Source organism: Pseudomonas sp. IC_126 (assembly GCF_004331835.1).
Taxonomy (GTDB): Bacteria; Pseudomonadota; Gammaproteobacteria; order Pseudomonadales; family Pseudomonadaceae; genus Stutzerimonas.
In genome coordinates this window covers 270,535-289,390 of sequence record NZ_SJSS01000004.1, presented here as the reverse complement: position 1 = coordinate 289,390, position 18,856 = coordinate 270,535, and the positions used below count along the sequence as shown (strand labels likewise).

Sequence of the window (18,856 nt, the reverse complement as noted above, 5' to 3'; positions counted from 1 at the left end):
CGAACCATCGGCCGTCATGCGGGCTCTCGACAACGAGCTCGCTCTAGAGGGTAGTGAATTGAACGACATGGCAAAAAACCTGATTCTGTGGTTGATCATTGCCGCTGTCCTGGTGACGGTGATGAACAACTTTTCCAGCCCGACCGAGCCCCAGACGCTCAATTATTCTGATTTCATCGAGCAGGTGAAGGAAGGTGGGGTGGAGCGCGTGACCGTCGACGGCTTCGTCATTACCGGCAAACGCAGTGATGGTGAAACCTTCAAGACGATTCGTCCGGCAATTCAGGACAACGGTCTGATTGGCGATCTGATCAATAACAATGTGGTGATCGAAGGCAAACAGCCGGAGCAGCAGAGCATCTGGACGCAGTTGCTGGTCGCTAGTTTCCCGATCTTGGTAATCATCGCGGTTTTCATGTTCTTCATGCGTCAGATGCAGGGCGGAGCGGGCGGCAAGGGCGGGCCGATGAGCTTCGGCAAGAGCAAGGCGCGCCTGCTGTCCGAAGACCAGGTCAAGACCACTTTTGCCGACGTCGCCGGCTGCGACGAGGCTAAGGAAGAAGTAACCGAGCTTGTCGAGTTCCTGCGCGATCCAGGCAAGTTCCAGCGCCTTGGTGGCCGTATTCCGCGCGGTGTGTTGATGGTGGGGTCGCCAGGTACCGGTAAGACATTGCTGGCCAAGGCGGTCGCTGGCGAGGCCAAGGTTCCGTTCTTCACCATCTCCGGTTCCGACTTCGTCGAAATGTTCGTCGGTGTGGGCGCGAGCCGTGTGCGCGACATGTTCGAGCAGGCCAAGAAGCACGCGCCGTGCATCATCTTCATCGATGAAATCGATGCCGTCGGTCGTCACCGTGGCGCAGGTCTGGGTGGTGGTCATGATGAGCGCGAGCAGACGCTCAACCAGCTGCTGGTCGAGATGGACGGCTTTGAAATGAACGACGGCATCATCGTCATTGCTGCAACCAACCGTCCTGACGTACTCGATCCGGCATTGCTGCGCCCTGGTCGTTTTGACCGCCAAGTGGTGGTTGGATTGCCCGATATTCGTGGTCGCGAACAGATTCTTAAAGTTCATATGCGCAAGGTTCCGCTCGGCGACAGTGTCGAGCCGGCGTTGATCGCTCGTGGTACTCCTGGCTTCTCGGGTGCCGATTTGGCCAACTTGGTCAACGAAGCCTCGCTGTTCGCCGCGCGCGCTGGTAAGCGCCTGGTTGAAATGAAAGAATTCGAGTTGGCGAAGGACAAGATCATGATGGGCGCCGAGCGCAAATCCATGGTCATGTCTGAGAAGGAGCGCCTCAATACTGCCTATCACGAGGCGGGTCACGCCATTGTTGGGCGCGTCGTTCCTGAGCATGATCCGGTTTACAAGGTTTCAATCATTCCTCGTGGTCGGGCGCTTGGCGTCACGATGTTCCTTCCCGAGGAGGACCGCTACAGCTTGTCCAAGCGTGCTTTGATCAGTCAGATCTGCTCCTTGTTCGGTGGTCGTATCGCCGAGGAGATGACGCTTGGCTTCGATGGTGTTACGACCGGTGCATCGAATGACATCATGCGCGCTACCCAGCTGGCCCGTAACATGGTCACCAAGTGGGGCTTATCCGAAAAGCTCGGTCCTCTGATGTACGCCGAAGAAGAAGGCGAAGTATTCCTTGGGCGCAGTGCCGGCAGTCAGCACACCAATGTTTCCGGGGATACAGCCAAGCTGATCGACCTTGAGGTACGCAGCATCATCGATCACTGCTATGACACGGCCAGGCAGATTCTGGCTGACAACCGCGACAAGCTCGATGTGATGGCCGAGACGCTGATGAAATACGAAACCATCGACTCCGACCAGATCGACGACATCATGGCGGGGCGGACCCCGCGCGAGCCTCGCGATTGGCAGGACGGTTCAGGGCCAACGGGAACGCCCGTTCAGCCTGAAGGCGATCGCCCGCAGGCTCCAATCGGTGGCCCCGCTGGCGAGCACTAGCTAAGGCTTTTAAATGACTGAAATGTTGCACCCAACCCGGCTGTCTTGTGGCAGCCGGGTTCTTGATTTATCGCGTCCACATGTCATGGGCATCCTCAACGTCACGCCTGACTCGTTCTCTGACGGAGGCCGGCATGTCGGCGTCAATGCGGCGTTGCGTCACGCTGATGCGATGGTGTCTGCCGGTGCGACACTGGTTGATATTGGCGGGGAGTCGACGCGCCCGGGTGCACGTGTCGTTTCGCCGTTAGAGGAGCTGGAACGTGTGGCGCCGGTGGTCGAAGCGATATCGCGCGAGCTCGACGTGGTCATCTCGGTGGATACCTCGACGCCGGCAGTGATTCGCGAGAGTGCACGTCTTGGCGCTGGTCTGATCAATGACGTTCGTTCGCTTTCCCGCGACGGCGCACTGGACGCAGCGGCCGATAGTGGTCTTCCGGTGTGCTTGATGCACATGCGGGGCGAGCCGGCCAACATGCAGATCGATCCGCGCTACGACGATGTCGCGGCCGACGTGTTGGGCTTCCTGCGCGAGCGCATGGAAGTTTGTATTGGCTCGGGCATTCCTGTGGAGCGGATCGTGCTCGATCCCGGGTTTGGCTTCGCGAAGACCCTTTCGCATAATCTCAGTCTGTTTAAGCATATGGAGCAGCTTCACGAGTTGGGACGGCCGTTGCTAGTTGGTATCTCGCGAAAGAGCATGATTGGACAGACGCTCGGTCGTGATGTGGCGCATCGTCTCTATGGAAGCCTGGGGCTTGCCGCGCTCGCAGTAGCGAAGGGGGCCTGCATCCTGCGTGTGCATGACGTTGCCGAAACGATTGATGTGGTTCGAATGGTTGCCGCCGTGCAAGCGGCGGAATAGGAATTTAGTCATGGCTAGAAAGTATTTTGGAACTGACGGCATACGCGGCCATGTGGGGCAATTTCCAATCACCCCGGACTTTATGCTCAGGCTGGGGTGGGCGGCCGGGATGGCGTTTCGCAAGCAAGGCAAGTGCCGCATCCTGATTGGCAAGGACACCCGCATATCTGGATACATGTTCGAATCGGCGTTGCAGGCCGGGCTTTCCGCGGCAGGTGCCGACGTGCTGCTGCTCGGTCCAATGCCGACACCCGCGGTCGCTTATCTGACTCGTACCTTCCACGCTGACGCGGGTATCGTGATTAGCGCCTCGCACAATCCTCACCACGACAACGGCATCAAGTTCTTCTCTGGACGGGGTACCAAGTTGCCGGATGAGGTTGAGTTGATGATAGAAGAGTTGCTCGATACGCCAATGACAGTCGTGGAGTCCGCTCAGCTCGGCAAAGCATCGCGCATCAACGATGCTGCTGGTCGCTACATCGAGTTCTGCAAGAGCAGCGTTCCCACCAGTACCGACTTCTCCGGCATGAAGATCGTGCTCGATTGCGCCCACGGCGCGACCTACAAGGTGGCTCCTAGCGTCTTTCGTGAGCTTGGATCGGAAGTGGTGGTGATCGCTGCCCAGCCCGACGGGCTGAATATCAACGCCGACGTTGGATCGACTCACATCGCACAATTGCAGAAAGCTGTGGTCGAGCACGGCGCGGATCTCGGTATCGCCTTCGATGGTGACGGCGACCGAGTGATGATGGTCGACCACACTGGTGCGCAGGTGGATGGGGACGAGTTGCTCTACATCATCGCCACCGACTTGCAAGAGCGCGAGTGCCTGGCGGGCGGGGTTGTTGGCACCCTGATGAGTAACCTGGGCCTCGAGCTAGCACTGAAGACGCGCGACATTCCCTTCGTACGAGCGAAGGTTGGCGACCGTTATGTAATGGCGGAAATGCTAGAGCGTAACTGGGTGCTCGGCGGGGAAAACTCAGGGCACATTGTCTGCGCGCAGCATGTGTCCACCGGAGATGCCATCATCGCAGCGCTTCAGGTCGTGCTTGCTCTGAGGAGGCGCGGGCAAAATCTGGCGCAAGAGCGGCTGGCCTGGAACAAGTGTCCGCAGGTCCTGATTAACGTGCGTTTCGCAGGTGATCGAGATCCGATCTCGCACCCCCAGGTTCAGGCCGTCTGTGACAGTGTCACCGAGCGAATGGCTGGTCGGGGGCGTGTATTGTTGCGCAAATCCGGGACCGAGCCTTTGGTGCGCGTGATGGTCGAAGGCGACGACGAAAAACAGGTTCGCAACTACGCCGAGGAGCTAGCCAAAGTGGTTGCTGAAGTTTGTGCATGATTCCCGCTTGCCAGGTGTGTTGCCGTTGAGTACCATCTGCGCCCACTTTGACCGACGAGGTAAAGCATGCGTCGCCCACTGGTAGCTGGTAACTGGAAGATGAACGGTACCCGCGCCAGCGTCGCAGAGCTGATCGATGCGCTTCGTCAGCAGGATATGCCTGCCGAAGTAGAAGTAGTGGTATTTCCAAGCTGTCTGCATTTGGCGCAGGTAGTTAGCGATCTGGATGGCAAGGCGATCGCGGTAGGTGCCCAGGATTGCGCAGCGCAGGCTGGCTTCGGTGCCTTTACCGGTGAGGAATCCGCATCGCAGTTGGCTGATGTGGGATGCAAGTGGGTGCTGGTTGGCCATTCTGAGCGACGCCTGATAATGGGCGAGAGCGACGATGTGGTAAGTAGAAAATTCGCAGCGGCATTGGAGTGTGGGATGACTCCGGTGCTTTGTCTGGGAGAGACGCTTGAACAGCGTCAGGCCGGACAGACGTTAGAAGTGGTAGGGCGTCAGTTGGCTCGAATAATAACTGATGCCGGTATCTCTGCTTTCGAGCAAGCAGTTGTGGCATATGAGCCGGTGTGGGCGATAGGTTCCGGGCTCACGGCGACTCCGCAGCAGGCTCAGGAAGTGCATGCGGCCATTCGAGGGCAGCTGGCGCTGGAGGATCAACGTATCGCTGATGGCGTGCGTCTTCTCTATGGCGGCAGTGTGAAGGCGGAGAACGCTTTCGAGCTTTTCGAGATGGCGGATATTGATGGGGGGCTTATCGGTGGTGCCTCTCTGAAAGCGAATGATTTCGGCGCGATCTGTCGTGCCGCAGGGAACTGATCAGATGTTGCAGACTGTTGTGATTGTGGTGCATCTGCTGGTTGCCATTGGTGTGGTTGTGCTGGTGTTGCTGCAGCAGGGCAAGGGGGCGGACGCTGGTGCGTCTTTCGGTTCGGGTGCTTCGGCAACTGTTTTCGGGAGTCAAGGTTCCTCTACCTTTCTAAGTCGTTTTACTGCTATACTCGCCGGCGTTTTTTTCGTGACGAGTCTGGGGTTGGCGTTCTTTGCAACGCAGCAGGCCGATCAGATGTCGCAGGCAGGTTTGCCGGATCCGGCGGTGCTGGAAGTTCCAGTCAGCAAGCCAGTGGTTGAAGATGTTCCGGTCTTGGAATCTGCTCCGTCCGCGCCTAGCGCAGATGATGTGCCTCAGATTCAGGAGCAGCAGTAAGGTTTTTGCCGAGGTGGTGGAATTGGTAGACACGCTACCTTGAGGTGGTAGTGGCCATAGGCTGTAGGGGTTCGAGTCCCCTCCTCGGTACCAAACAAGCAGGCCCGCAGATGCGGGCTTTCTTGTTTTCAGGTGTTTGGGTTGACCTGTTTTGTATGCGGTCGTATAATTCGTGCCCAGTTTGACGCGGGGTGGAGCAGTCTGGTAGCTCGTCGGGCTCATAACCCGAAGGTCGTTGGTTCAAATCCAGCCCCCGCAACCAGTTAATGAGAAGCCCCTGTCGAGGGGCTTTTTATTAGCTTCAAGCCAGATCGCCGGCATCTACAGGCGATCATAAGGGATGGGCGTTTCGCCCATTTTTCATTTGTACAGCATGCGCGAGGGACTTCGATGTCGAGCAAGCTAGAACAGTTGCAGGCCTTGTTGGCCCCGGTGGTCGAGGCGCTCGGCTATCAATGCTGGGGCATCGAGTTCATTTCGCAGGGTCGGCATTCCTTGTTGAGGGTCTATATCGATCACTCCAATGGGATTCTTGTCGATGACTGCGAGAAGGTCAGCCGCCAGCTGAGCGGTATTCTCGACGTCGAGGATCCGATCAGTTCCGATTACACGCTTGAAGTGTCCTCGCCTGGTATGGATCGACCGTTGTTCACACTTGAACAGTACTCGGCGCACGTAGGCGAACAGGTCAAAATAAAGCTGCGCTCGCCCTTCGAGGGCCGGCGCAATTTCCAGGGTCTTCTCCGCGGGGTTGAAGAGCAGGACGTGGTAGTGCTGGTAGATGATCACGAGTATCTGTTGCCGATCGATATGATCGACAAGACCAACATAATTCCCCGTTTTGAGTGAATCGCGGATCCCGCGGACCCCAATGGATTGCGAAAGGCGAGGCGTACGATGAGCAAAGAAGTACTGCTGGTTGTGGAGTCGGTATCCAATGAAAAAGGCGTACCGGCCGGTGTGATTTTTGAGGCATTGGAGCTGGCTCTGGCCACGGCTACCAAGAAGCGCTTCGAAGACGAGGTGGACCTAAGGGTTGAGATCAATCGGCAGAACGGTAGTTACGAGACCTTCCGCCGCTGGACGGTGGTCGAGGAAGAGGATTTCGACGATCCGGCGCATCAGCTGACTGTCGATATGCAGCAGGCGCGTGAAGCCGACGCCAAGCTCGGTGACGTTCTGGAAGAGAAGATCGAGTCGATTGAGTTCGGCCGCATTGCTGCGCAGACAGCCAAACAGGTCATCGTGCAGAAGGTACGAGAAGCCGAGCGCGCGCAGGTGGTCGAGGCTTATCGTGATCGCCTGGGCGAGATCATCTCCGGCACGGTGAAGAAGGTTACCCGTGACAGCGTCATCGTCGACCTGGGCAACAATGCCGAAGCGTTGTTGGCTCGCGAAGATATCATCGCTCGCGAAACCTTCCGGGTTGGCGCTCGCGTTCGCGCGCTGCTCAAGGAAATCCGTACCGAAAACCGCGGTCCGCAGCTCATTCTGTCCCGCACCGCGCCGCAGATGCTGATTGAGCTGTTCCGTATCGAAGTGCCGGAAATCGCAGAAGGTCTGATCGAAGTGATGGGCGCTTCGCGTGATCCAGGCTCGCGCGCCAAGATTGCCGTTCGCTCCAAGGACAAGCGTATCGATCCGCAAGGCGCTTGTATCGGCATGCGTGGTTCGCGCGTACAGGCTGTATCCGGCGAAATCGGTGGCGAGCGCGTCGATATCGTGCTCTGGGACGAGAATCCTGCCCAGTTCGTTATCAACGCGATGGCGCCAGCGGAAGTCGCTGCCATCATCGTCGATGAAGATGCCCACGCCATGGATATCGCCGTCGGCGAGGATAATTTGGCTCAAGCCATCGGTCGCGGTGGTCAGAACGTGCGCCTCGCCAGTCAGCTGACCAGCTGGACGCTGAACGTGATGACCGAGGCGGATATCCAGGATAAGCAGCAGGCTGAAACTGGCGATATTCTGCGCAATTTCATCGAAGAGCTGGATGTCGATGAGGAACTCGCGCAGGTACTGGTCGAGGAGGGCTTCACTTCGCTCGAAGAGGTTGCCTACGTCCCAATGGAGGAAATGCTCGGCATCGAAGGCTTCGACGAAGAGATCGTCAATGAGCTGCGAACCCGTGCCAAGGATCGTTTGCTGACCAAGGCGATCGCAACGGAAGAAAAACTGGCAGATGCCCAGCCGGCCGAGGATTTGCTCGAGCTGGACGGCATGGACAAGGAACTGGCGGTCGAGTTGGCAATGCGGGGTGTCATCACCCGCGAAGACCTGGCCGAGCAGTCGATTGACGACCTGCTCGACATAGACGGCATAGATCAAGAACGTGCCGGCAAGCTGATCATGGCCGCCCGAGCCCATTGGTTCGAGTAAGTAATTTAGCGGCCTGAGGAGAGAAATGCATGACGCAAGTCACGGTGAAAGAACTGGCCCAAGTGGTCGACACACCGGTCGAGCGACTGCTGCAGCAGATGCGTGAGGCAGGACTGTCGCACACCAGCGCCGAGCAAGTAGTGACCGATAACGAAAAGCAAGCGCTGTTGGCGCACTTGAAGAGCAGCCACGGCGCCAAGGTGGATGAGCCGCGCAAGATTACGTTGCAGCGCAAGACCACCACCAAACTGAAAGTGGGTGGTAGCAAAACCATCAGCGTTGAAGTTCGCAAGAAGAAAACCTTCGTCAAGCGTAGCGCCGACGAAATCGAGGCCGAGAAGCAGCGCGAGCTGGAAGAGCAGCGTGCCGCTGAAGAGGCGGCTCGTCAGAAGGCTGCCGAGGAAGAGCGCCTGCGCGCCGAGGAAGAGGCTCGCCTCCAAGCGGAAGCAGCGGCGCAAGCAGCAGTTTCTGCACCAGTCGAGGCACCGGTTGCGGCAGTTACTCCTGAGCCCGCTCCGGCCGTCCCGGTCGAAGAGCGCAAGAAGGATGAGCCGCGTCGCACCGACAAGGCCCGGAGCGACGATGATGAGCGTCGTGATCGTAAACAGGCGCAGCATCGCCCTTCGCTGAAGGCCAAAGCGCCACTGTCGCGTACCGTCCGTAGCGGCGAAGACGATGCGGACGGCTTCCGTCGCGGTGGTCGCGGCAAGTCGAAGCTGAAGAAGCGCAACGCGCATGGTTTCCAGAGCCCGACTGGCCCGATCGTTCGTGAAGTTGCCATTGGCGAGACCATTACTGTCGGTGATCTGGCACAGCAGATGTCGGTCAAGGCGGCTGAAGTCATCAAGTTCATGTTCAAGATGGGCAGCCCGGTGACCATCAACCAGGTGCTGGATCAGGAAACTGCTCAGCTGATCGCCGAGGAGTTGGGCCACAAGGTCAAGCTGGTCAGCGACAACGCCCTGGAAGAGCAATTGGCTGAACTGTTGAAATTCGAAGGCGAAGCGATCACCCGTGCGCCGGTCGTGACCGTAATGGGCCACGTCGACCATGGTAAAACCTCGTTGCTCGACTATATTCGTCGCGCCAAGGTAGCGGCTGGTGAGGCGGGAGGCATCACTCAGCACATCGGCGCCTATCACGTGGAAACCGAGCGTGGCATGGTCACCTTCCTCGATACGCCCGGTCACGCTGCGTTTACCGCGATGCGTGCTCGTGGTGCGCAGGCGACAGACATCGTTATCCTCGTGGTCGCTGCCGATGACGGCGTGATGCCGCAGACGATCGAAGCGATTCAGCATGCCAAGGCCGCGGGTGTTCCGCTGGTCGTGGCTGTGAACAAGATCGATAAGCCGGGTGCCGACCTCGATCGGATCCGTAGCGAGTTGTCCGTTCATGAAGTGACTTCCGAAGAGTGGGGCGGTGATACGCCATTCGTGTCGGTTTCCGCCAAGATGGGTACCGGCGTCGACGACCTGCTCGAGGCCGTTCTGCTACAGGCCGAGATTCTCGAACTGACGGCAACTCCGTCCGCTCCGGGGCGTGGCGTTGTGGTCGAATCGCGTCTGGACAAAGGACGTGGCCCGGTCGCTACGGTTCTAGTACAGGACGGCACGCTGCGTCAGGGTGACATGGCGCTGGTTGGCTCGAACTTCGGTCGTATTCGCGCCATGCTCGACGAGAATGGTAAGCCGATCAAGGAAGCCGGCCCGTCGATTCCGGTCGAGATTCTTGGTCTCGACGGTACGCCAGACGCAGGTGACGAGCTCAGCGTGCTGGCAGACGAGAAGAAGGCACGTGAAGTGGCCCTGTTCCGTCAGGGCAAGTTCCGCGAAGTGAAACTGGCTCGCGCTCACGCCGGCAAGCTGGAAAACATCTTCGAGAACATGGGGCAGGAAGAGAAGAAGACGCTCAACATCGTCCTCAAGTCCGACGTACGTGGCTCACTCGAAGCGCTGCAAGGATCGCTCAGCGGTCTGGGCAACGACGAAGTGCAGGTTCGCGTGATCGGTGGCGGTGTCGGTGGTATCACCGAAAGCGACGCCAACCTGGCCCTGGCTTCCAATGCCGTATTGTTCGGTTTCAACGTTCGCGCTGATGCCGGTGCCCGCAAGATCGTCGAGCAGGAAGGTCTGGATCTGCGTTACTACAACGTGATCTACGACATCATCGAAGACGTCAAGAAAGCCCTGACCGGCATGCTTGGCAGTGACGTTCGGGAGAACATCCTCGGCATCGCTGAAGTTCGCGATGTATTCCGTTCGCCGAAGTTTGGCGCCGTCGCAGGCTGCATGGTCATCGAAGGCATGGTCCACCGCAATCGTCCGATCCGCGTTCTGCGCGACGACGTGGTCATCTTCGAAGGCGAGCTGGAATCCCTGCGTCGCTTCAAGGATGACGTCGCCGAAGTGCGCGCCGGTATGGAGTGCGGTATCGGGGTCAAGAGCTACAACGACGTCAAGGCTGGTGACAAGATCGAAGTGTTCGAGAAGGTCGAAGTGGCGCGTTCGCTCTAAGCAAAACGCTAGCTTGAAGCTGGAAGTCAGAAGCCGGAAGCCGCTCGTGCAGCTTCCGGCTTTGGGCTTCCAGCTTTCGGCTTTTAAGAAGGTATGAAAGATGGCAAAAGATTACAGTCGTACCCAGCGTATCGGCGACCAGATGCAGCGCGAGCTGGCACAGCTGATTCAGCGTGAAGTCAAGGACCCGCGTTTGGGTTTGGTAACCATTACCGGGGTCGAGGTCAGTCGTGACCTGTCCCATGCCAAGATATTCATCACCGTCATGGGCAAGGATGACGATGAAGACGCCGTCAAATCCAGCCTTCGGATTCTCAACGAAGCGAGTGGATTTCTGCGTATGCAGCTGGGCAAGGCGATGAAGTTGCGCACGGTGCCGCAGTTGCACTTCAACTACGACGCCAGCGTTCGTCGCGGTGTCGAACTGGCCTCGCTGATCGAGCGTGCTGTCGCGGAAGACCGCAAACACAGCGATGATGTTGGAGAGTAACGCGTGGCCCAGGTAAAACGTGTTCGCCGCGCAGTTAGCGGCATCATCCTTCTCGATAAGCCTCGTGGGTTCACGTCTAACGCGGCGTTGCAGAAGGTTCGCTGGTTGCTCAACGCCGAAAAGGCGGGGCATACAGGGAGTCTGGATCCGCTGGCGACCGGCGTGCTGCCGTTGTGTTTTGGCGAAGCCACCAAGTTTTCCCAGTATCTACTCGATGCCGACAAGGGCTACGAGACCGTTGCCCAGCTCGGCGTGACCACCACCACGGCTGATGCCGAGGGTGAGGTGATCGAGCGCAAGCCTGTCGCCGTCAGCGCGGCGGAGATCGAGGCGCTTCTGCCAGAGTTTCGCGGCGACCTGCTGCAAGTGCCACCGATGTATTCGGCACTCAAGCGTGACGGCCAGCCACTGTACAAACTGGCGCGTGCAGGAGAGGTAGTGGAGCGCGAGCCGCGTTCTGTTACCATTGCCCGCCTGGATTTGCTCTCGCTGGAAGACGATAGGGCGCGTTTGGCCGTCGCTTGCAGCAAGGGCACTTATATCCGCACGCTCGTCGAAGATATCGGGCTGAAGTTGGGTTGTGGTGCACACGTAGCCGAACTGCGGCGGACTCAGGCTGGACCTTTCGATCTGACCCAGACCGTCAGTCTCGAAGAGCTCGAGCGGGTCCATGCCGAAGGCGGGGCGGAGGCGGTGGATGCCTTTCTCAAGCCGGTCGATAGCGGGCTGGAGCATTGGCCGCTGCTGCAGCTTTCAGAGCACAGCGCCTTTTATTGGCTTCATGGTCAGCCGGTACGGGCACCGGAAGCGCCGAAATTCGGCATGCTGCGGGTGCAGGATCATAACGGTCGCTTCATCGGCATCGGTGAAGTGAGTGAGGACGGGCGCATTGCGCCGCGTCGACTGATTCGGTCGGAATGACCGATACGCAATGCGCCTCGGTGGTGTGTTGCGTCACGAGGATGGCTGTTGGCAGGCACGGTCAGCCCTCTTTTAAAACACGGGATGCGTCCCGGCCTGTTCACTGTAAGGAGCCCATCATGGCACTTAGCGTTGAAGAAAAAGCCCAGATCGTTAACGAGTACAAGCAAGCTGAAGGCGACACCGGTTCTCCGGAAGTGCAGGTAGCCCTGCTGACCGCCAACATCAACAAGCTGCAAGGTCACTTCAAGGCCAACGGCAAAGACCACCACTCGCGTCGTGGTCTGATCCGTATGGTTAACCAGCGCCGTAAGCTGCTGGACTACCTGAAGGGCAAGGACACTACTCGTTACAGCACCCTGATCGGTCGTCTGGGTCTGCGTCGTTAAGACGTAGCGAGCTGGAAGCCTGGAGCTGGAAGCTTGAAGTCGTAAGTTGGAGAAATCTCCGCTTCTGGCTTCGAGCTTCCAGCTTTTTGGCTTTTGCAGGAGAGATCGGGTCCGACTCCCGCCGCTCCCGCCAATTTCCCCCAAAGGCAACAGAGAGAAGGAAAGCACCGTGAACCCGGTAATCAAGAAATTTCAGTTCGGTCAGTCGACCGTAACCCTCGAGACTGGTCGCATCGCCCGTCAGGCATCCGGCGCCGTGCTGGTCACCGTTGATAACGACGTAACCGTGCTGGTCACGGTCGTTGGTGCCAAGACGGCCGACCCGAGCAAGGGCTTTTTCCCGCTCTCGGTCCACTACCAGGAAAAAACCTACGCAGCCGGCAAGATCCCCGGTGGCTTCTTCAAGCGCGAAGCACGTCCTTCGGAAAAAGAAACCCTGACTTCGCGTCTGATCGATCGCCCGATCCGTCCGCTGTTCCCGGAAGGCTTCCAGAACGAAGTGCAGGTCATCTGCACCGTAGTATCGACCAGCAAGAAGACCGATCCGGACATCGCTGCGATGATCGGTACCTCCGCCGCGCTAGCCATCTCCGGTATTCCGTTCAATGGCCCCATCGGCGCCGCGCGCGTTGCCTTCCATCCCGAAACCGGTTACCTGCTGAACCCGACCTACGAGCAGCTCAAGGCCTCCAGCCTGGACATGGTCGTAGCCGGCACCAAAGATGCCGTTCTGATGGTCGAATCCGAAGCTAAAGAGCTGACCGAAGACCAGATGCTGGGCGCGGTACTGTTCGCCCATGACGAATTCCAGGCTGTGATCCAGGCCGTTGCCGAGCTGGCAGACGAAGCCGGCAAGCCAACTTGGGACTGGCAGCCGAAAGCTGAAAACACCGAGCTGCTCAATGCCATCCGCAGCGAGTTCGGCGAGGCGATTTCCCAGGCCTATACCATCATCATCAAGCAGGATCGCTATGCGCGCCTGGGCGAGCTGCGCGAGCAGATCGTTGCCAAGTTCTCTGGTGAAGAAGGCCAGCCGTCCGCTGGTGAAGTGAAGGAAGCCTTCGGCGAGATCGAATACCGCACCGTTCGCGAAAACATCGTCAACGGCAAGCCGCGTATCGATGGCCGTGACACTCGCACCGTTCGTGGCCTGAACATTGAAGTTGGCGTGCTCAACAAGACCCACGGCTCGGCACTCTTCACCCGTGGTGAAACCCAGGCGCTGGTGGTGGCTACCCTCGGAACTGCCCGTGACGCGCAGCTGCTCGACACCCTGGAAGGCGAGAAGAAAGACCCCTTCATGCTGCACTACAACTTCCCGCCGTACTCGGTCGGCGAATGTGGCCGCATGGGCGCTACCGGCCGTCGCGAGATTGGTCACGGTCGCCTGGCCCGTCGTGGTGTAGCTGCCATGCTGCCGGGCGCTGACGAATTCCCGTACACCATCCGCGTGGTATCGGAAATCACCGAGTCCAACGGCTCCAGCTCGATGGCGTCGGTCTGTGGTGCTTCGCTGGCACTGATGGACGCTGGTGTGCCGATGAAAGCACCGGTTGCCGGTATCGCCATGGGCCTGGTCAAGGAAGGCGAGAAGTTCGCCGTACTGACCGACATTCTCGGTGACGAAGATCACCTGGGCGACATGGACTTCAAAGTTGCCGGTACCGCTAAGGGCGTCACCGCGCTGCAGATGGACATCAAGATCCAGGGCATCACCGAAGAGATCATGGAGCAGGCGCTGGAGCAGGCTCTGGAAGCGCGTCTGAACATCCTTGGCCAGATGAATCAGGTCATCGCGCAGTCGCGTACCGAGCTGTCGGCCAACGCACCGACCATGATTTCGATGAAGATCGATCAGGACAAGATCCGCGACGTGATCGGCAAGGGTGGCGCCACCATTCGCAGCATCTGCGAAGAAACCAAGGCCTCGATCGACATCGAAGATGATGGCTCGATCAAGATCTTTGGCGAAACCAAGGAAGCGGCCGAGGCTGCCAAGCAACGTGTACTGGGCATCACCGCCGAGGCTGAGGTCGGCAAGATCTACGTCGGCAAGGTCGAGCGCATCGTCGACTTCGGCGCCTTCGTCAACATCCTCCCCGGCAAGGACGGTCTGGTACACATTTCGATGCTGAGCGATCAGCGTGTCGAAAAAGTCACCGACGTGCTCAAGGAAGGTCAGGAAGTCGAAGTGCTGGTGCTGGACGTGGACAACCGCGGTCGCATCAAGCTGTCGATCAAGGACGTGGCGGCGGCGAAAGCTTCGGGCGCCTAACGCAGCGATACTAAAAGGACCCTTAGGGTTCTTTTCGATTGAGACGAACCCCGCCAAACGGCGGGGTTTGTTTTTTCAGGCAGGGTATCTTTTCTAACGGTCTCTTGGGCTGATAGCTAGCTGGTACCTGAGCTTGCGACGATTCATCCAGCCGGCCACGCAACGCACGGCTTTCGTTAGTTGCTCGTCGTCGCGTCAGGTCGTGCTTGTAGCCTATCGAGCAGCGGAAGATTCAGCGCGTTGTTGCAAGTTGCACGCTTCGCTGGACTGGAACATGCAGTGTGCTAGTGGCGTTCAGCTACTTGAATTCTCAACCTATTGATTTTATTGATATTTAAAAAAACAAAAAGATGGCATGGCGCTTGCGATATTACCTGTGAATCTGCGTCGGAGTGATGACGCAGACATTTGAAGAAAAACAGGAGTGCCATATGAACATTCAGAACTCTCTTACCGCTGTTGCCGTCGCCGCTGCTCTGAGCTTGCCGATGGCAGGTGCCGCTTTCGCCGACACCACTCCAGCACTGGATAAGACCGATACCGTCATGCTGGCAACCAACGACACCATGAAGGAAGCTGGTGACGCCACGTCCGATACCTGGATCACCACCAAGGTGAAATCGTCCCTGCTGGCCGAAGACGCTACACCGGGCATGGATATCGAAGTGGAAACCAAAGACGGCGTTGTATCGCTGTCAGGCACTGTAGCCACCGAAGCTGAGCGTGAGGCGGCGATCAATAAGGCCAAGTCCATCAAGGGCGTACGTGAAGTCTCGGCAGACGGCCTGAAAGCTGCCGACTGATATTCGCTGCCGTCGCAGTAACAAATGAAGCCCCACTTTACAGTGGGGTTTTTATATACGTTTCAGCGACCGCGCTGGCTTTCGATCCGGCGCAGCCGGTTTCCTTCGAAACGCAAGAAATGGTACATGCCGTTGGTTGGGCCGTAAGTCCATTCCTCAACTGGGACCTCATGGCGAAAGCCATAGTCATCGAGGATTTCCTTGTAGCCAACCAGGGCGGAGCTGGAGGGCTCTCCACACTTGTTGCTGACCTCGCTGGTGGACGCTTCAAGGCTAACGAGCGCACTGCCGCAGCGATGCGTAGAAGACGCATGGGCATCGATGGAGAATACGAGCAGGCTCAGCAGGAGCAGGAGTGAACTGGGAGACATGTTGGGGCCTCTTAACGAGCGCGGCGGGATTCGATGCGTATCAGCCGGTTGCCTTCGAACGTAAGGATGCTGAGCATGCCGTTGTCGGGCCCATACAACCATTCCTCGACTACCATTTCCCGCCTGGCGTGTGGGCCCAGCGCGTAGCCGACCAGATCCCGCCGCACTGGCGCGCCACACTTGTTCTCAACTTCGAAGGGCCGATCGCCGGTACTGATCAGCGCGCTGCCGCAGCGTAGCGTTTCCGCTTGGGCGAAAGGGGCGGCCAGGATGGTGCTGAGCAGCAGGGTATGGATTATGGCTGGCATCATTCGCTTCCCAGATGCAGGGGCGTTGGGATCTGTCCTTCTTGCTCGGCTTCCGCAATGCCGGTGTCTAGCAGGTACACACGCGAAGCATCGAGGCCAGCCTGGTCGACCAGATAATCCTTGATCGAAGCGGCGCGGGCGCGGCTCAAGCGGCGTAGCAGGGCAGTGCTGTCGGCTCGGCTGGTCAGTATGGCGTCGCGCATCTTCTCGCTGCGTACCTGCTCGTCGAGCTCGCTCCATTGAGTGGGCGGTTGTTGGCCGAGACGGCTGCGATAGATGCCTTCGAGCATGGCGGCTTTCTCCTCATCGCCAATTTCCAGTTGCCCAGCGTCGGCAGGTACCTTGTCGCCGCGACGCTGCAGCATCTTGTACCAGGTTTCCTGATATTCGTTCTGCAGCCATTGTTCGGCCAGCAGCGGTCCGTCGGCCTGAGGTGAGCTCTGTCCTTCGACTTCGAGGCGCAACACGGGGCGCTCATTCAGCGCACGACCCAGGGTGACCAGGTTGGCGCGCGCCGGCTGATCAAGTTCACTGCTGCCGGGTGCGAAGAGCACTTGGCTGAGATCTTCCTGGTTGCCGCCGACGACACCGGCGAGAAATTTGAACGGTGCTTTGACGGCACGAGTCAGGAGGTTGCGCAGCGTCTGCCAGACGATCGGCATGACATCGAACTGAGGGTTGTTGAGGTCGCCCTGAACCGGCAGCTCCAACGAAATCGTGCCACGACTGTCCTTCAGCAGCGCGACGGCCAGGCGTACTGGCAGATCGACCGCTTCGGGACTGTCCACCTTCTCGCCAAGCTGCAGCTGTTGCAGCACGACCTTGTTCTCGGCGTTCAGTTGGCCCTGCTGAATGCGGTAGTGGAGATCGAGATCCATGCGCCCTTTGCGGATGCGATAACCGGCGAACTTTCCAGAGTAGGGCGAAAGGTTGGTCAGTTCGACCTGCCGGAAGCGCGTGGCGATATCGAGGCTCTGCAGCGGATCGAATGGCGTGAGGTTCCCTTTGATGCTGACTGGCGCATAGCGATCAACCTTGCCGTTGATGTCGACCGAGGCCGGTTGCTGCGCCTGGTTGTCGATCGTACCGATCTCGCCGCTGAGCTCCTGCACGGCCGTTATGAAGGGAGGGCGCAGACTGAGGTCGGAAAAATTGGCCGAACCCTCATTGATGGTAATGCCCCCTATGCGAATACCCATCGGCTCTGCTTGCTCGGTTGTCGCAGTAGCCGCGCTATCGCTGTCGGCCGCGGTCGTCTTGTCCACCAACAGATCATTGATATTGGTGGTGAGGTCCGGATTGATGATGAAGCGCGCGTAGGGTTGGGTCAGGTCGATGCGTTCGATCTGCAACTGTTGGGGATGCTGGTAATCCAGCCCGCCGAGTTGCAAGCGCTGCCATTTGACGAAGTCGCGATTGTTGATGGTATCGAGCGTATGCAGCTGGGTAATCTCGGCTGCCCCTCCGAGATTGAACGCCAGTGGTTCGGTGCCGGTCAGCTCAAGTTCCAGCTGACTGGCCAGCATGCCGCTGCGCAATTCGAGATGCACGAAAGGCGTCAGGTAGGCCTGAGCGATGCGCAGGTCGATATCCTGCGTGCTGATGCTCAGTCGTCCAGACGCAGGCTGCAATTGCAACTGTCCCGCCGCTTGCAAGGTGCCCTGGTTGCCTACGCCGGTGGTCAGTTCCAGCCCGAAAGGCGAAGTGCCCAGGCTGTCGAAATCGGACACGGCAAGATTAAGCGGACCCAGCTGCAGCGCGACCTCATCCGCCGGCACACGGTCACGCAGATGTACCCGGTAGTCGCGTAGCTGGGCGTCACTCAGCAGCACCTGCCAGGCTGTCGACTGGTCGTCGGCGGTAGCTGCTTGTACGGGTCCGACGGTGTCCGTCTGTTCGGCGGTTTCCGGCTGGGTGTTGGCGGACGATGGGGTCAGCAGTTTCTGCCAGTTCAGCTCGCCGTCGGGTTCGCGGGTTACCCAGGTTTCCAGAGCATCGCTGCGCAGCTGGCCGATCACAACCTGTTGCTTGGTCAGATCCAGTGATGTCTGGCTGATTTCAAGCTTGTTCAGGCGAACCATTGGCTGCCCGTCGGCGGTATCGAGTTCGAGTGGTGCCAGTTGGGCGTTCAGGTTGCTCAATTGCAGCTCGGTGCGCTCCGCCAGATCGAGCCGATAATCGCTGGCGAAACTGAGCCGGCCTTGCTGCAGGCGCAGTGGTACGGCGTCATGGGCGTAGGCCCAGAAGTCCTTCAGTGCCAGATTGCTGATTTTCAGCTGGCCGGACGAGCTGATGGTTGGCGCCAGATTGAACTGTCCGTTCCAGTCCACCCGGGCACCGCTGGGGCCGGTCGCGACCAGCACCGCATCGGCTGCGTCATCCGAGCGGGTGGCGAAGTTCAGCAGCTCGAAATTGAGTGAGTCGAGGAGGAAGTCGATGGGCTCTTCAGGGCGCTGGTCGGCGAAGCGGACCGAGCCCTCCACCAGCTGCAGTCGGTCGATATGCAGAGCGAAGGGTTCTTCCGGCTCTTGCGGCTCTTCATCTTCAGCAGACGGTGGCAGGTCGAACAGTCGTGTCAGGTTGAGCGTACCGTCTTTGTCGAACACCACTTCGGTGTGCAGCTGGGTCAGCTCGATATTTTCTATCTGCAGGGCGCGGTGCCAGAGGCTGCTCCATTGCAGATCGAGATACAGACGTTGGAAGCCGAGCTGCGGCTGATCAGCCTCGCCGAGGCGCAGGTCGTACAGCGTCAGTTCGAGACTGAATGGGTTGAATTCGATTCGTTCCAGGCGCGCCGGCACCGTCGCGTACTGGATTAGTTGCTGGTTGACGACACGCTGGGCGACACCAGGCAGTATCAAGAAGCCAAGCAGGCAATAGCAGACCAGTGCGGTCATCAGGCCGATGAGTGCGCGCTTCATTCCGTTGGGCATGCGGACCTACATTCCGAGCGATGGACTGCCTTGGAGTATGGCACGCCATGCGGGTTCCTCTATGCCACCG

General features: G+C 58.7%; 16 protein-coding genes and 2 tRNA genes. 15 read left to right on the top strand and 3 right to left on the bottom strand.

What is annotated here, in order from left to right:
* Positions 1 to 67 precede the first annotated feature (67 nt).
* From ftsH to E0D86_RS14650, 15 genes are all read left to right on the top strand, one after another.
* Positions 68 to 1,978: an ATP-dependent zinc metalloprotease FtsH gene (gene ftsH / locus E0D86_RS14720; RefSeq protein WP_131650787.1), complete on the top strand. Its 1,911-nt coding sequence runs from the start codon at positions 68 to 70 to the stop codon at positions 1,976 to 1,978.
* 13 nt (positions 1,979 to 1,991) lie between these two features.
* Entirely contained in the window at positions 1,992 to 2,843 is an 852-nt protein-coding gene (folP, locus tag E0D86_RS14715; RefSeq protein ID WP_131650786.1) for a dihydropteroate synthase, read from the top strand.
* Positions 2,844 to 2,853: 10 nt separating this feature from the next.
* Positions 2,854 to 4,191, top strand: coding sequence for a phosphoglucosamine mutase (gene glmM, locus E0D86_RS14710; RefSeq protein ID WP_131650952.1), 1,338 nt, complete (start codon positions 2,854 to 2,856; stop codon positions 4,189 to 4,191).
* A 66-nt stretch (positions 4,192 to 4,257) separates the two neighbouring features.
* Positions 4,258 to 5,013 (top strand): triose-phosphate isomerase, encoded by a 756-nt coding sequence (gene tpiA, locus E0D86_RS14705; protein WP_131650785.1) that lies wholly within the window; start codon positions 4,258 to 4,260, stop codon positions 5,011 to 5,013.
* A gap of 4 nt (positions 5,014 to 5,017) precedes the next feature.
* Complete coding sequence (gene secG / locus E0D86_RS14700) at positions 5,018 to 5,401, top strand: preprotein translocase subunit SecG (protein ID WP_131650784.1); 384 nt, start codon at positions 5,018 to 5,020, stop codon at positions 5,399 to 5,401.
* A 7-nt stretch (positions 5,402 to 5,408) separates the two neighbouring features.
* Positions 5,409 to 5,494 (top strand) — tRNA-Leu (locus tag E0D86_RS14695).
* A gap of 92 nt (positions 5,495 to 5,586) precedes the next feature.
* A tRNA-Met gene (locus E0D86_RS14690) sits at positions 5,587 to 5,663 on the top strand.
* A 128-nt stretch (positions 5,664 to 5,791) separates the two neighbouring features.
* The gene (gene rimP / locus E0D86_RS14685; protein ID WP_131650783.1) at positions 5,792 to 6,250 is read left to right on the top strand and encodes a ribosome maturation factor RimP; all 459 of its coding nucleotides are present in this window, start codon (positions 5,792 to 5,794) and stop codon (positions 6,248 to 6,250) included.
* 48 nt (positions 6,251 to 6,298) lie between these two features.
* Positions 6,299 to 7,780: a transcription termination factor NusA gene (nusA, locus tag E0D86_RS14680; RefSeq protein ID WP_131650782.1), complete on the top strand. Its 1,482-nt coding sequence runs from the start codon at positions 6,299 to 6,301 to the stop codon at positions 7,778 to 7,780.
* A gap of 29 nt (positions 7,781 to 7,809) precedes the next feature.
* Complete coding sequence (gene infB, locus E0D86_RS14675) at positions 7,810 to 10,296, top strand: translation initiation factor IF-2 (RefSeq protein ID WP_131650781.1); 2,487 nt, start codon at positions 7,810 to 7,812, stop codon at positions 10,294 to 10,296.
* A 100-nt stretch (positions 10,297 to 10,396) separates the two neighbouring features.
* Positions 10,397 to 10,786, top strand: coding sequence for a 30S ribosome-binding factor RbfA (rbfA, locus tag E0D86_RS14670; RefSeq protein ID WP_131650780.1), 390 nt, complete (start codon positions 10,397 to 10,399; stop codon positions 10,784 to 10,786).
* Positions 10,787 to 10,789: 3 nt separating this feature from the next.
* Positions 10,790 to 11,707, top strand: coding sequence for a tRNA pseudouridine(55) synthase TruB (gene truB / locus E0D86_RS14665; protein WP_131650779.1), 918 nt, complete (start codon positions 10,790 to 10,792; stop codon positions 11,705 to 11,707).
* A gap of 119 nt (positions 11,708 to 11,826) precedes the next feature.
* The gene (gene rpsO, locus E0D86_RS14660; RefSeq protein WP_003280896.1) at positions 11,827 to 12,096 is read left to right on the top strand and encodes a 30S ribosomal protein S15; all 270 of its coding nucleotides are present in this window, start codon (positions 11,827 to 11,829) and stop codon (positions 12,094 to 12,096) included.
* Between the two features lie 169 nt (positions 12,097 to 12,265).
* Complete coding sequence (gene pnp / locus E0D86_RS14655) at positions 12,266 to 14,371, top strand: polyribonucleotide nucleotidyltransferase (protein ID WP_131650778.1); 2,106 nt, start codon at positions 12,266 to 12,268, stop codon at positions 14,369 to 14,371.
* Between the two features lie 431 nt (positions 14,372 to 14,802).
* On the top strand, positions 14,803 to 15,174 hold the full coding sequence (locus E0D86_RS14650; protein WP_131650777.1) for a BON domain-containing protein: 372 nt from the start codon (positions 14,803 to 14,805) through the stop codon (positions 15,172 to 15,174).
* 62 nt (positions 15,175 to 15,236) lie between these two features.
* Here E0D86_RS14650 and E0D86_RS14645 read toward each other — a convergent pair whose 3' ends face one another.
* Genes E0D86_RS14645 through E0D86_RS14635 form a run of 3 tightly spaced genes read right to left on the bottom strand, consistent with a single transcriptional unit; the run spans position 15,237 to position 18,786 of the window.
* A complete protein-coding gene (locus tag E0D86_RS14645) occupies positions 15,237 to 15,545 on the bottom strand; it encodes a DUF2845 domain-containing protein (RefSeq protein ID WP_131650776.1) in 309 nt (102 codons plus the stop codon).
* A gap of 11 nt (positions 15,546 to 15,556) precedes the next feature.
* Positions 15,557 to 15,853, bottom strand: a complete 297-nt coding sequence (locus tag E0D86_RS14640) for a DUF2845 domain-containing protein (RefSeq protein ID WP_371924075.1) — start codon at positions 15,851 to 15,853, stop codon at positions 15,557 to 15,559.
* On the bottom strand, positions 15,853 to 18,786 hold the full coding sequence (locus tag E0D86_RS14635) for a DUF748 domain-containing protein (protein WP_131650774.1): 2,934 nt from the start codon (positions 18,784 to 18,786) through the stop codon (positions 15,853 to 15,855). The genes E0D86_RS14640 and E0D86_RS14635 overlap by 1 nt, the downstream gene beginning before the upstream one ends.
* Positions 18,787 to 18,856 lie beyond the last annotated feature (70 nt).